Origin of the sequence: Phormidium tenue FACHB-1052, from assembly GCF_014696675.1 — a bacterium.
In the GTDB taxonomy this organism is placed as follows: domain Bacteria; phylum Cyanobacteriota; class Cyanobacteriia; order Phormidesmidales; family Phormidesmidaceae; genus Nodosilinea; species Nodosilinea tenuis_A.
On record NZ_JACJQN010000007.1, the window covers coordinates 205455 to 219311 of the forward strand.

12 protein-coding genes are annotated in these 13857 nt (G+C 56.3%); 6 read left to right on the forward strand and 6 right to left on the reverse strand.

Features of this window, described 5'->3' with window-relative positions; translation table 11 throughout:
* Positions 1-2: 2 nt before the first annotated feature.
* Together H6G07_RS12020 and H6G07_RS12025 are read right to left on the reverse strand one after the other, a co-directional pair.
* Positions 3-1502: a M16 family metallopeptidase gene (locus H6G07_RS12020; RefSeq protein WP_073608174.1), complete on the reverse strand. Its 1500-nt coding sequence runs from the start codon at positions 1500-1502 to the stop codon at positions 3-5.
* A 104-nt stretch (positions 1503-1606) separates the two neighbouring features.
* The gene (locus tag H6G07_RS12025) at positions 1607-3196 is read right to left on the reverse strand and encodes a M16 family metallopeptidase (protein ID WP_084173065.1); all 1590 of its coding nucleotides are present in this window, start codon (positions 3194-3196) and stop codon (positions 1607-1609) included.
* Positions 3197-3524: 328 nt separating this feature from the next.
* Here H6G07_RS12025 and H6G07_RS12030 point away from each other — a divergent pair, with 328 nt between their 5' ends.
* The 3 genes from H6G07_RS12030 to H6G07_RS12040 all read left to right on the forward strand — a co-directional run bounded on the left by H6G07_RS12030 (position 3525) and on the right by H6G07_RS12040 (position 6009).
* Positions 3525-4322 (forward strand): MlaE family lipid ABC transporter permease subunit, encoded by a 798-nt coding sequence (locus H6G07_RS12030; RefSeq protein WP_073608173.1) that lies wholly within the window; start codon positions 3525-3527, stop codon positions 4320-4322.
* Between the two features lie 80 nt (positions 4323-4402).
* Positions 4403-4789 (forward strand): DUF3119 family protein, encoded by a 387-nt coding sequence (locus H6G07_RS12035; protein WP_338420699.1) that lies wholly within the window; start codon positions 4403-4405, stop codon positions 4787-4789.
* 65 nt (positions 4790-4854) lie between these two features.
* Positions 4855-6009: a DUF3086 domain-containing protein gene (locus H6G07_RS12040; protein WP_073608171.1), complete on the forward strand. Its 1155-nt coding sequence runs from the start codon at positions 4855-4857 to the stop codon at positions 6007-6009.
* Positions 6010-6078: 69 nt separating this feature from the next.
* Here the strand turns inward: H6G07_RS12040 and H6G07_RS12045 are convergent, their stop codons facing one another.
* Positions 6079-7392: a UDP-N-acetylmuramoyl-tripeptide--D-alanyl-D-alanine ligase gene (locus H6G07_RS12045; protein ID WP_338420700.1), complete on the reverse strand. Its 1314-nt coding sequence runs from the start codon at positions 7390-7392 to the stop codon at positions 6079-6081.
* Between the two features lie 597 nt (positions 7393-7989).
* Between H6G07_RS12045 and H6G07_RS12050 the strand changes: the two genes are divergently transcribed.
* Both H6G07_RS12050 and H6G07_RS12055 read left to right on the forward strand, forming a co-directional pair.
* Entirely contained in the window at positions 7990-9285 is a 1296-nt protein-coding gene (locus tag H6G07_RS12050) for a Sll1247 family protein (RefSeq protein ID WP_073608169.1), read from the forward strand.
* Between the two features lie 113 nt (positions 9286-9398).
* The gene (locus tag H6G07_RS12055; RefSeq protein WP_073608168.1) at positions 9399-10496 is read left to right on the forward strand and encodes a hypothetical protein; all 1098 of its coding nucleotides are present in this window, start codon (positions 9399-9401) and stop codon (positions 10494-10496) included.
* 78 nt (positions 10497-10574) lie between these two features.
* Here H6G07_RS12055 and H6G07_RS12060 read toward each other — a convergent pair whose 3' ends face one another.
* Positions 10575-11006: a hypothetical protein gene (locus H6G07_RS12060; protein WP_199312042.1), complete on the reverse strand. Its 432-nt coding sequence runs from the start codon at positions 11004-11006 to the stop codon at positions 10575-10577.
* 433 nt (positions 11007-11439) lie between these two features.
* On the opposite strand from H6G07_RS12060, the gene H6G07_RS12065 reads away from it, so the two are divergent.
* Complete coding sequence (locus H6G07_RS12065; protein WP_073608167.1) at positions 11440-11994, forward strand: DoxX family protein; 555 nt, start codon at positions 11440-11442, stop codon at positions 11992-11994.
* Between the two features lie 50 nt (positions 11995-12044).
* Here H6G07_RS12065 and H6G07_RS12070 read toward each other — a convergent pair whose 3' ends face one another.
* Both H6G07_RS12070 and purB read right to left on the reverse strand, forming a co-directional pair.
* Complete coding sequence (locus H6G07_RS12070; protein WP_171972990.1) at positions 12045-12197, reverse strand: hypothetical protein; 153 nt, start codon at positions 12195-12197, stop codon at positions 12045-12047.
* A 144-nt stretch (positions 12198-12341) separates the two neighbouring features.
* A complete protein-coding gene (purB, locus tag H6G07_RS12075) occupies positions 12342-13637 on the reverse strand; it encodes an adenylosuccinate lyase (RefSeq protein ID WP_073608166.1) in 1296 nt (431 codons plus the stop codon).
* Between the last annotated feature and the right edge of the window lie 220 nt (positions 13638-13857).

The following is a 13857-nucleotide window of genomic DNA, read 5'->3' on the forward strand; positions in this document are numbered from 1 at the left end:
CCCTAGGTCTGGGGTGGGGGAATGGTGATATCGATCGGAGTAATCACCGTATTTGGGGCCAGGGCGTCGAGACCCGGCTGAATTTCTGCCGGATTGCCCACCACTAAAATCACCAGCTGGTCTGGGTTGAGCCGGGCCTGGGCCGCCGCTTGCACCTGGGCGATCGTTGCTTCACGCACCTGGTCTTGAAACTGAAACACAAAGTCTTGGGGATAGCCGTAGTACTCGTAGCGAATTAGCCGAGCCAGGGTTTGACCAGGGCTTTGGAAGTTAAACACGAAGCTGTTGAGCACGGCATCCTTGGCCTGCGCTAGCTCTGCATCGGTGATCGACGTGGTGCGGATGCGGTTGATTTCGGCCAGCGTGGACTGAATAAAGGGCACCGTAGCCTCAGAGCGGGTTTGACCCCCGCCAATAAACAGTCCGGGGTGGTCATAGCGAGGAGCCCAGAAGGCATAGACCGAGTAGGCCAAGCCCTGGCGCGATCGCACCTCGTTAAACAACCTGCCGCTAAAGCCGTTCATCACCTCATTCATCACCGCTAGAGCAGCATGGTCAGGGTAGTTAAGCTGCCCACCCAGGTGACCTAGCTCAACGTAGCTCTGGGTTAGCTGGGGTTGCGACACCATAAACACGCCAGCCTTGGCCTGCTCTACCGCTGGCAACGTATCCTCTAACGCCTCTCCAACACCCTGCCACTCGCCAAAATAATCAGCAATCCACTGCTTCATCTGAGCGCTGTCAAAGTCACCCACAATGCCCAAAATGGTGTGCTCGGGGCGAATAGAAGCCTGATAAAACCGCTCAATATCCTCTTTGCCGATCGCTGCCAGCGTTGCGTACTCAATGGTGCGAGCGTAGGGGCTATCGGCCCCATACACCAGCTTGCGAAACTCGCGGCTCGTAATGCCGTCGGGGTCGTCGTTACGGCGAGCAATGCCGCCACCATACTGGCGCTTGAGCAAATCGATCTTGTCGTCGGCAAAAGCGGGCCGCTGCACCACATCGGCAAACAGCGCAAATACCGCTGCGGTGTCTTCACTGAGGGCACTAAAACTAGCGCTGCCTTCACTCAGGTCAATGCCGGTTTCAATCGATGCCGCCCGCTGCTCTAGCTGCTGGTTGAGCGAGTCAGCATCTAAGCGGGTCGTGCCCCCCAGCCGCATTGCTTCACCCGTCAGATTGGCCAACCCGACCTTGTCCGCCGGCTCAAACCGCGCTCCGGTGCGAAAGGTAGCGCTGCCGCTCACCAGGGGCAGCTCATGGTCTTCCAGCAGATACACCACCATGCCATTGGGCAACTCGTAGCGCTCATAGGCCGGAATCTCAATACCCCGCAGGGCTGGAAACTCTAGCTCGTCGTAATGGCGCGGGGCCAGGGCGCTAGCCGAGGGCTGCCAGGCCAGCAGCAACACCCCCAACAGTCCGGCCAGGGCCAGCAGCGGCACCATGCCCCGCCGTAGGGTGCGACGGGTACCCATCAACCAGCTATTCGCGTTCATCACTGTGCGTCCCAATACCGTAGGTCTCAACTATGACTGTCTTGAAAGCGGCCCTGGGCCACTCGTCCGTTCTGGCGGCTGACTCAAATCGATCAGCTCCTCAGCTACTCGGCGGCTGCGGCCTGCACCAGCTTTCCTACGGTGCGGCTTTCAGGCCGAAATAGAGTCTGCGCGACTCGCTGAATATCTGCCGCCGACACCGCCTCAATGGCTTTGAGGTTGTTGAAGATGTTGCGCCAATCGCCGGTTTTAGCCTGGTACTCAGCCAGTAGCGAGGCCATGCCGCCATTGGAGGCCAAACTTTGCAGCAGCCCCGCCCGAGCCTGGGTTTTGACTCGATCGAGCTCCTCGGGGCTAACGGGTTCCTGCTTCAGCCGCTCTAGTTCCTGGGCAAACAGGGCGCCAATTTCCTCGGGGGTGTGGCCCGGGGCCGTGAGGCCATAGATTAAAAAGATATTGTCGTAGCGATCGCCCGGAAACCCGTTCAAACTGCCAATATCCAAAGCGATACGGGCCTCGTCTACCACGGTTTTGTAGATTCTAGACGTCCGCCCACCCACCAGCAGACTCTCAATCATGCCGTAAATCACATGATCCGGGTGGCGCAGGCTAGGCCGATGGTACCCCTCTAGATACCAGGGCTCCGAGGGCAGTGCCAGCGAAAATTCCTTGGGCGCAGTTTGGGCTGGTTCGTCAATGGCAGGCTCGGGTGGCACCGCCCGAGGGGTATAGCGGCTAAAGTAAACCTCGGCTAGACGCTTCACCTCCGCCGGGTCAACATCGCCCACCACTACAGCGGTTAGGTTAGCAGGGCCATAATAGGTGTCGTAGAACGTTTGCACATCCTCACGGGTGGCTACAAAGAGGTCGTCCTGATAGCCAATCACCGGGCGACGGTAGGGGTGGCTAACAAACACCTCCTCCAAAAATCGCTCGATCATGGTGCCAATTGGGGAGTTATCCACCCGCATACGCCGCTCTTCGAGAATGACGTCCTTTTCCTCGTAAAATTCGCGAAACACGGGGTCAAGAAACCGCTCCGACTCCAGCGACATCCACAGTTCCAGCTTGTTGGCGGGCAGGCTGTAAAAATAGCGCGTCTCATCGGCAGACGTAGTAGCGTTGAGGCCGACCCCTCCCGCCTGCTGAATGATTTGGCTGTACTGATTTTGTTCTACGAAGCTAGCTGCCTGCTTCTGCAACGCCACCAACTCCTCCTGTAGCGCAGCCGCTTTGGCCGTATCACCAGCAGTTTGAGCCGCTAACAGGTCGCTAAATACCGCATCGAGCTGGGCCATCACCTGCTGCTCGGCGGCAAAGTCTTTGGTGCCAATGCGGCTAGTCCCCTTAAATGCCAGGTGCTCTAAGTAGTGGGCTACACCGGTCTTGCCGTCGGTTTCATCCACCGCGCCGACGTTGGCGTGAATCATAAACGACACCACTGGAGCCTGGTGCCGCTCTAGCACAATAAACTTCATCCCGTTGGCGAGGGTAAACTCGGTCACGGCATCCGCTACCCGATCTAGGTAGGGCTGAATGGCCTGGGCCGCCTGCACGGGCTCCCGCGCCGCTGCTGGAGCAATGGGCCACCACAGCCAGAGGCTAACTAGCGCTACTAAACCCACTAAAGCTGGGCGAAGGCGGTGTCTTGACCTGGCCCAAAATTTTGGGGCGATCGCCAGTGTTCCATTCATAAGCAGCACTCAAACGGGATGGGCTCGACTCCGTTCTTTAGGATAGTGGAGTCTCCTAGGCAATGACCACACTCCGCCCTCTAGGGCGATGGTTTCTTTGGCTAGACCTTCAGGCAGTTGTCAAAGCCTCAAATCCTCAGTAAAGTTCCCATAGACCCACGGTTGAGTGGGCCTTAAACCCCTCTAGGATGAGTCTTAAGTTAGCTCGCTCTTCAATGGGCGCGATAATTAGGCGCGATCGATACAAGCCTCTTTAGGGTCAGCCTTTCCCAGGCTCCCGGTGAACTCAACTTTCCGATCACTTACGTTCCAATAAAGGGGTCAGGCCTTGACACAGGCGGCAAACAGCTCAAACCTGAAGCAGTGGGCTCAACGGGCTCTAGCAGCGACCTTTTTAGCAGGCCAGGTCGTTATTCACTTGATTTCTCGTCCGGTGCATCGGCGTAACACCCTAGATCAGATGGCTGCTGTGGGCCCTGAGTCGCTGCTGATTGCTTTAATCACCGCTGCCTTTGTGGGCATGGTGTTTACTATTCAGGTAACGCGAGAATTTTTAAGCTTTGGGGCTGGAGCAGCCGTGGGTGGCGTGCTGGCCCTCACCCTGGCCCGCGAGCTGGGCCCGGTGCTGACGGCGGTGATCATCGCGGGTCGGGTCGGGTCAGCTTTTGCAGCTGAAATTGGCACCATGCGTGTCACTGAGCAAATTGACGCCCTGCAAATCCTCAAAACTGACCCCATCGACTATCTAGTGATTCCTCGGGTGATTGCCTGCGCCCTGATGCTGCCGCTGTTGAATGTGCTGTCGTTCATTACCGGCATGACCGGCGGGCTGTTGATTGCCACCAGTCAGTACGGCATCACCTATTCAGTCTTTTTAGATTCAGCCAAAAACTTTTTGACAATTTGGGATTTGGTGAGCTCGCTGATCAAGGCGTTTTTCTTTGGCATTTTGATTGCCGTCATTGGCACGAGCTGGGGCCTGACCACAACCGGCGGTGCTAAAGGCGTTGGGCAATCGACCACCACTGCCGTCGTGACAGCGTTGCTGGCTATTTTTATCAGCAACTTTTTCCTCTCGTGGATCATGTTCCAGGGCACTGGCAGCGCTGTGATGAATAACTTTTAGGGGCGGCTGATTCAGCGATTGCCCCCCAGCCCGAGGAGTAGATGCTCCTATACTTTACATAGCCCTCATCTTTGCGAACCGTGACTTCTACCCCTACAGCGACCCATACCGACCTACCTCCCAGCTACCGCATCCCCCTAACCGTGATCGGTCTTGGAATATTGCTAGCGCTGGGGAAAATTTGGTTAGGAGCATTGGTGGGTAGCTTTGGCCTGTTCTTGCTGGTGCAGGCCGTGACGCTGACGCTGCGGTTTACCGACAGCGCGCTAGATATTTACCGACGCAATACGCTGATTCGTCACTTTCTCTATGAGGAGTGGCAGCATTGGGAGATTTTTTGGAAACCGGTGCCAGTGCTGTTCTACTTTCGTGAGATCAACAGCATTCACTTTTTGCCGATCATATTTAGCCCCAACGAACTGCGCACCTGTCTCGAAACCCACTGCGCGGCTGCCCAAGCAGAGTGACGGGTTAGCAGGGGGCGAACCAAGCCCTCATCTGATAGGCTGACAACAGGGCTAGGGGAACCGCTATGACCGCAGAGGAGCTATCACCATCGAGTCTGGGGCCGGATGGCACCAGCGGCTACGGCAGCCCTGAGGCTAGCTCCGCTTTGGGTGCTGATTCAACCGGTCTCAAGTCAGACTGGAGCAATCGCATTGATGCTCTACGCCATCAAGAGACTGACCTCAAGCGCAGCATTGCTGACCTGCAAGCCACCTATAACCGCTTGACCCAAGACCAGTTCCAAAAAATCCAGGCTGACATTGGTCGCATGGTGCAGCAGGGCACGGCAGACCTAGAGCAGCGCAAGCGCAATCTGCAAAAAGAAATTGAAACGCTGGAGCGTCGCCAGGAGCGGATTCAGGCCGAAATGCGCACTACCTTTGCCGGGGCATCCCAAGATTTAGCGGTGCGGGTGCAGGGCTTTAAAGACTATCTGGTGGGTAGTCTACAAGATCTGGCGGTGGCGGCAGAGCAGCTTGATATCACTCCGGCAGCTCGCTCCACCCCAGCGTCGGGGATAGACGCTAGGGGCGATTCTGCAAGGGATGCTCGTTTCGAGTCGGGTGCCGAACGCTCCGCCCCTCGCACGTCTCCTCGCCGAGCTGCTGCCGAGTCGGCGGCTCAGCCAGCCTTTGCCTCAAATGCCTTTCAAGATCAAACGGAGCGTATTCGCAGCCTGCTTGACCAGTACCGCATGCGCCCCGATTACTACGGCCCTCTTTGGCAACTGCGCCGTACCTTTGAACCTATTCACGCCGAGCGGGTATCTAACTGGTTCTTTGCCCAGGGCGGTCGGGGAGCGGTTAAGAGCATGGGCAGCCGCCTGCAAAACGTGCTGGTGGCCTCGTCTGCGCTGTCAATTTTGTATGCCCTTTACGGCAATCGCCTGCGTACTCTAGTGCTCTCCAACAGCCCCGAGCGATTGGGAGAATGGCGGCGAGGCTTGCAAGACTGTCTGGGTATTTCCCGCGCCGATTTTGGTACGGGTCAGGGAGTCATGCTGTTCGATGCCCCAGAGCCGTTGGCTCAACGGGCCGATCGCATCACCGCCGACAACGGTCTACCCTTTATCGTGGTGGACGAAGCCGAGTCGGTGATCAGTCTGGCGCTGCTGCAATTTCCGCTTTGGCTGGCCTTTGCCCCCGACCCCATGAACCCGGTAGCTGAGTACGACTATTAGCCTCTTTCCTCGCGCTGGAGAAGTGAGGATCGCAGCTGTTGAGTGTCTTGGGTTTAAAGGTTCTGTAGCCTAGGAACTGAATACCTGCGTCAAGGTTTCGACTACCCGATCAAGGGCGACCGATCGCGAGGCCTTGAGCAAGACGCGATCGCCCGGTTGCAGCATCCCTTGCAAATGCTGGGCTAGAGACTGGTGATCGGCAAAGCTCGCGGTCTTAACGCCCGCTGCTCCCTCCGCTAATGCTAAGGATTCATCAGGATCGGCCAGGGTTAGTAAGGCGTCCAGTCCCAGATTGTCCACAACCTGCCCGACTTGGCGGTGCAAATCGAACGATCGCTCCCCTAGCTCCTTCATCGTGCCCAGCACAGCAATCCGGCGTTGACCAGGGGTTTCAGCCAGCAGGTGAAGGGCCGCCGTCATCGACTCCACCCCAGCGTTGTAGGTTTCATCGAGCAGCACGATGTCATTGGGGAGAGAAATTTGTCGGGCACGACCGCTGGGCAGATCCACTGAAATGCCCTGGCTGAGCACCCGCCAGTCGAGGTCAAGGGCCTGCATAACGGCGATCGCTGCCAACAGGTTCAAAGCATTGTGGCGACCCGGTAGCGGCAGCGGTAGACGTACGCCTTGCACGTCCAAGGTTTCAGGATTTACTAGCTGACCCTGGATGTCGCCGCCCTCCAGGCCAAAGGTGATGGTGCGCCCAGCCCACACCGTGCGGGCGGTGGCTATCAGCCTAGCGTTGTCATGGTTGAGCACGGCAATAGCCTGGGGCGACTCGGCCAGCAGTTCGCACTTAGCGTTAGCAATGGCTTGCTCTGACCCTAGACGGCCAATGTGGGCCGTACCCACGTTGGTAATGACCGCCACGTCGGGAACGGCAATGCGGGCCAGCCGGGCAATTTCCCCTGGCCCCCGCATGCCCATTTCGATCACTCCAAAAGCGTGCTCGGGCTGGAGCTGAAGCAGCGTTTTGGGCACCCCAATGTCGTTGTTGTAGTTGGCCTGGGTTTTGTGCACCGCCCCCTGGGTGCCCAAGGCCGCCGCAATCAGTTCCTTGGTGGTGGTTTTGCCCACCGACCCAGTAATCGCCACGATGCTGGCCTGCTGCTGAGTACGCCACCAGTGCCCCAGAGCCTGGTAAGCCACCAGGGTATCGGCCACCGGCAGGCAAGGCAAGTGGGGGATGAGCTTATCCTGTTCAACTACCGCAGCGAGGGCACCTTGGGCGATCGCCGCTTCAACAAAGCCATGGCCATCAAAGCGATCGCCCGTTAGCGCGATGAAGAGGGCATTTTCCCGGACATCGCGACTATCAGTGGTAATATTTGCTACAAAGCTTTCTTGGTGAGTAGGCGGCACATAATCTAGAGGTGCCTGCATAGCTGCGGCCAGGGTAGCTAGTGTTGAAAAGCCCATAGAGTCGATAATAGTAAGCTGTAGCGATGCCAGGGTGTGCCGGGTTCTGGCCCGCTCCCGTCGCAAAGTGTTCTGATTGTAAAGGAATTCTGTCCCGGGCCGTCAGGCAGCTTCTTCAGTGCAGGGGCAGACTTTGGCTGTAGACTAGCAAGCTGCCTGCGTTTAAGTGGTTTAGTTTAGGCTCAACGCTTGAACCCAATATTTTGCGGTGAATGACACTAGGGGATGGGTATTCTAGTCATAACAGGGTTTACTACTAGCTCATGATTGAGTAAAGAACTTTACCAGAGCTTCGTTAACGCTCCCGACATAATCCCAGAAACTAGAAAATTCACGCAGTAACCTTAAGGTACGCAAACGACAGCCTAGTGTAAAAACTGACGCGACCGGGTCTGTCTATCGTCTTTAATGAGCCTAAGGACTGTTGCTGCCATCAAAACCGTGCATCTTTTGAATTCGTACTTTAGTCAGTAAATTTAGCATCGAAAGTTCTTCTCATCGCAGTCCGTATGGGCTTAGTTTGCTAAGTGCATCTGTTGGTGGGGCAAGGGCGGTAAAGCCGTGAAGACAAAAGCGACCCATAACAATCGAATTACCACCGCTGACGAGCAGCGTCTCTATAGTCATCTGCTGGCCTGCGTGAGCGTTGAGTCTCCCGATGCCATGATCGATCGATTTCAGGCGCTCTTCCTTGACGGATTTGGCTACCCCGATCGCGATGTCGTGGCGGCCCTCGATCGCTTGCTCGCCTGCCAGGAGATCGAAGAATATTTTCGGTTCATTCTCAACCGTTGCTGCCACATTCTCATCAACCGCTGGCAAACTAATACTCAGCTGCAGCCGGCTATTCCTGTCTTGATTGAGCTGCTGGAGTCTGTGCCTGCCGATCGGGTGCCGGAGTTGTCGCGATCGCGGCCCATTCGTCGCTTGCGTCAAGTCACTCACGACTTTCGAGACACGGAGCAATATTTTGCCCTCAAGCGGCTGGCGCGGGTTATTGAAGCTCGCCATTCTGCTTTACCCCGCAATCGACAGGCCGAAGCGGTTCCGCTTGGGTCGCTGATCAACCGCTATCCCTATCTTTACGAGCACTGCCTGGTGACTGAAGACAGTGACCTCCAGCATCAGCAGTATGTGCGCCACATGCAGGTCGAGGCCCAGCATAAATTTGAGGTTGACCTCAGCCACTACGTCACCTACCGCGTGCGGCGGGGGCGACTGCATCGTCAGGGGCAGACAGACTTTGCCGATCGGCTACGGATGGTGCCCAATCCCACGTTGTTAAACGACAAAGAGCTGGTCTTGTCGCTCAAGCACTTTGCTCGCCGCCGTGATCATGGCCAAAGCTATCGCGACGGAGCCCAGCGGTTTTTGCTTCACCACAACCATGGGGGCTCGTTTCGCCAGTTCAAAGAAGACCTGCTTGACTACATCGTTGCCGATGTCAATGCTGACTACAGTCAGCGACAGTTCAGAGCCATGCTGCAAGACCACCTGCTGTCTACCTTTACCGACAGCGACAGCAACCCAATGGATGACTTTCTCAAGGTGCGCACCTGTAGCAACCTGTTCAACTTTTTGGTGGTTGACCCCAGCGCTGGTCGGCAACACTACGTCTTTCTTGACTTAATCAACAACCTAGGGCCAGTGCACACCACGGGGCTGCTGCTCAGAATTTTGTTGATTTGTCAAAAAGTCAGGCCTTTCTTAGAGCGGCGGTTTTCGCTGTTGTTTAACCACTACGAGACCGCCTCCAGTGAAACGGTGGCCTGGTTGATTAATATGTTTGAAAACATCAATATTGCTCTCAGCCTCAACTTCGGCAGCGTTGATCTGTCCCATGCTGGTGCCCGATAAGGTGCGGTGGTTGTGTCAGCCGCTGCGATCGCCCTTTAGCTGACAGCCTACTCGAGTCTAGCCCGAGTGCAAATGCTAGAGTCGTACCACGCGCAGATCTCCATTGCCTACCTATGTACGACCTTGTTTCTGCTGCCCTTGGGGCTCAGCAGCTGACCCAGGCAGCCCAATTGATTAAGCAGTGGCAGCAAAAAACGCCTCAAGATCCCTGGCTTAAACTGGCCATGGGACAGTACTGGGAAGCTAAAACCGAACTAGAGAAAGCCCAGATCACCTATACTCGGCTGCTGCAAAGTACCGCCAACACTAAGGTGCTGAGCCAGGCGCGGGAAGGGGTGCAACGGGTGCGCGACCAAATGGCCCAGCGTCGAGAGCACGATCTGCTTGCGGCCAAGCAGCAGCCAGGCGCGGCGGCGACGGCTATGCTGGTGCTAGAGCCGGTAACGGGCGATCGCCGAGAACCGGCGGCCCAGGGCCTAGCCCGAGTGATGCGAATTGATGCTTATACGGCTAGAACTCGGCTACCCAGTAAGCACTGGCGACTGCTGCGGGTTGGGCCAGCAGGAGAAACTCAGTATTTTTGTGAACAGTTGCGGTCTGAGGGCACTCCCGCCCGCTGGGCTACGGTGGATCAGGTTAAGGGAGTGGATACCTTTCGGGTGCAGTCGATTCGCGCTGTGGAGCCAGAGTTGACGGTGGTTTGCCTCAACAGTGCAGGCCAGCAGGGCACCATTCAGCTCACCTGGGGGGATATTACCCAATGGGTCGTGGGGCAGCTGCCTATTTATGAATCGGTGGTGGATTTAGACGTGCGTGGCAAGCTCAAGCGCAAAGATGCCACCCAAGACTACGGTGAAGTAATTGACTGGCACCTGCACGGGCGCGGCTGTGTGCTGCGGCTGTGCGATCGCACCTATAAGTTTCGTGAGGCAGTGCCGATGCCCCCGGTGGCAGCATGGCCGTCGCCCTTGATTGCTGCCACTGCCTGGAAGGCTATGAAAAGCTACTTTTCGGCCCAGATCGCTTCAGCCCCGCTTACCGATTTCAGCGGCTTTGGAGAGAGCGCTCTAGATTTAATCGAACTGCTGCCGTCCTTTGAGCACCAGGTGGAGATGGGGCGATCGCTGCCCTCGCCTTGGGATGCCGCCTTTCACCTCTATAGCGGTCTCCGGTTTGTGGTAGAGGGAGGAGCGGGAAATTCAAAAAAATAAAGTTCAGGGTTAAGGCTAACAACGAGCCATCAACCCCGAACTTCCGGATCATCCCTAGTGCACGCGTAGAGCGTTGGTCTAGCGGGTCTTGACCTGCTTAGCCATATTTAGAAAAGGAGACAGGCTAGGGCCGGGACGACGACGACGGGGTAGAGAAGTACCCACGGTGGTGAGGTAGGTAGAGGCAAAGGCGGTAGGTGCTGGCTCAGCAGGTGCCGTTGCTACAGGAGCAGGAGCCGGGGCAACTTTTGCTGGAGCTTTGGGCGCTGCTTTGGCTGAGGCCTTGGCCGGAGCTTTAGCTGCGGCTGGGGTCACCGCTTTTGCTGGAGCAGTAGACTTAGCCTCGGCAGGGGCCGTGAGAGCGGCTGCCGGTTGGGCGCTGTTGTCAGACTCATCGAGTTCCATGAAAAACTCAGACTTTTTGCCCAGACCTACCAGGCCGCTAACGGTTTTGAAGATGCCGCCAAGCAGCCCAAAGATGGCCCCAAAAATAGACTTAATTAAACCCATGGGTGTGTCCTTGATTTATCTGCGTTTCTAAATTAATTATCAAGTTCCATTACGCCCTCTCACAAGGTGCAGCGACAACTAGATAAAAAAGTTAACACGGCCCCTCAGAATCCCCCATAGGTCACAGCTCTATCATGCAGGCTCCGTGCCCCAAGACGAATACCAACTGCCGCAGCACCGCTTAGCTACCAGCCCACGAGGGTTAGAGCGTGCGATCGCCCCCAACAAAACTTCCCTGGGGCTCCGAGGCGCTAAATAGCTCGGATTTTGGCGCGACGTTTTGAAATGGTCAAGCAACCGGTTGATTTAATTGCTGCGCCTGAGCTGGAGCAGCATTTTTTAGTGAAAAAAGCAAATTGGGACAGGCGAACCCTTTACTTCCCTTGAAACTTCGTTACGATAATTAATAACGATGTTAAGTTTTCTAAATCCTATGATTGCTCAGCAACGCGTTCTAGCCTTGGGAAGTCTTGCGCTTCAGCCCAATCAGTCAACCAATACCGCTTTTCAGATTTCTTGGACAATTCTGAGAATCGTCGCTGGCGTTGTCATGGTTCACAACGGTCTTGACAAGTTAGCCAACATCGAGAGTTTTGCCAATGCCTACGTAGCCTACCTAGGGCTGCCCTTCCCCATCACCCTGAGCTACATGGCAGCGTTCACTGAGCTGATCGGTGCTCCTCTTGTGGCTCTAGGCTTGTTCACTCGCCCTGCTGCTATGGGGCTGGTTTTCACCATGCTGGTGGCGATGTATCACCACATCAAGGTAGCGGGTTTTAGCATTCCTTACCTGGAACTGTCTGCCCTCTACGCTGCCACTTTTCTGTTTTTTGTCATCAACGGCGGCGGTCAATTTTCGCTGGATGCGCTGCTAGCTAACGTGTTTAACAGGATGCGCACTAACCAAACCGATGGCAAGCGCGCGTCCTTAGAAGATGTGTTTCAGCGATCGGATGAGGTTAAGCCTGGCACCAAGTCGGCTTTGTAATCGGTCATGGTAGTTTCTTAAAGCCTCCTGACACTGTGCCAGGGGGCTTTTCATTGGGCGCTAGGTGTGAGGCTCCCCAAACAGCACGAGGGAACAGGTGGCTTCGTCGTCACCAGCAGCAGCACCGTGAAGGCCACGATGGGGCTATCGGGCAAAAAGCTGAGCAGCCCTGCTGCGCTATCTCCGGTTGTCAATGCAGCCATGGGTGCTCCTGAAATGAGAGAGGGCGCATTGACCTGGCCTCTCCTAGGCAGGTGAGGCCAGGTCAACGCGCATTAATTAGCGCAAACTCTCGCCAAAAAGTCTTAGGTTGTCTGACCCGTCAGTTATGGGCCGAGCGTTTTGGCTCAGATCCCTAGACGTTGGTAAACCTGGTCGAGGTTGCGCAGGTGGCGATCGGGGCTAAAGCAGAGGTCAATTTCTGCCTGAGAGAGGTGGGCCGTCACCTGCTCATCGGCCTCAATCAGCCCGCGAAAGTTGCCGTCGTCGGTGTTCCAGGCCTGGTGGGCGCAAGACTGCACGATCGCATAGGCCTCTTCCCGCGCTAGCCCCTTATCCACGAGGGCCAGCAGTACGCCCTGGCTAAAGACGACGCCGCCGTAAACATTCATATTGCGGGCCATATTTTCGGGGTAGACCAGCAGATTTTTGATCAGCTCAGTGGTTTCTACCAGCATGAAGTGGGTGAGAATGCAGCTGTCAGGAAAAGCCACCCGCTCCACTGAGCTGTGGGAAATATCGCGCTCGTGCCACAGGGCCACATTCTCTAGGGCCGCCATGGCGTTGCCCCGCAGCAGTCTCGCCATCCCCGTCAGCCGCTCTGAGCGAATGGGGTTGCGCTTGTGGGGCATGGCCGATGAGCCCTTCTGCTTTTTAGAGAAAAATTCCTCTACTTCCAGTACGTCGGTACGCTGCAAGTTGCGAATTTCGACTGCAAACCGCTCGATCGATGCCCCTAGTAGAGCTAGAGCGTTCATAAAGTCGGCGTGGATATCGCGGGAGAGCACCTGGGTGGAAGCGGTGTCGGGGCGCAGGCCCAGGTTTTGGCAAGCTAGGGCCTCAATTTTGGGATCGATGTTGGCGTAGGTGCCCACGGCACCAGAGATTTTGCCAACGGCGATCGCATCCTGTAAATGAGTCAGCCGCTCCCGGTGGCGCAGCATCTCAGCCAGCCAGCCAGCCAGCTTAAAACCAAAGGTAATCGGCTCCGCGTGGATGCCGTGGGAGCGACCAATCATCACCGTATCGCGGTGCTCCTGAGCCCGGTAGCGAATCGCCTGAATCAGGCTCTCCACATGGGTCATGATCACCTGTAGGCTATCCACCAGCTGCAGCGACAGGGCCGTGTCAAGCATGTCGGAGCTGGTCATGCCCAGGTGAATATAGCGGCCCGCGTCACCCACATATTCGTTGACGTTGGTGAGAAAGGCGATCACATCGTGACGCACCTCTGCCTCAATCTCAAGAATGCGCTTGGGGTCAAACTTGGCCTTAGCCTTGATTTCTTCGACCGCTTCCTCGGGAATGTAGCCCAGCTCGGCCTGGGCTTCGCACACCGCGATTTCGACCCGCAGCCAGGTTTTAAATTTGTAGTCGTCGGTCCAGAGATCGCCCATTTCGGGCAGGGTGTAGCGTTCAATCAAGGCTTTGGTCAGAATACAACCGTCCCATTCTACCCGGCGGCCCCAGCCTGTGGAAAATCAGCAGCACTATACTTCATGACCGAGGCATCAGATAGCGCTTTCCCAAGGGCATATTGGCTAAAAGTACGGGCTGGTTAACTAGCTGACTGGCAAGCGTCTGCATAACCGCTGTGGTGGCTAGGCAGTTTGGCCTCTCGCTATAAACTCGGGTTTTCTAGAC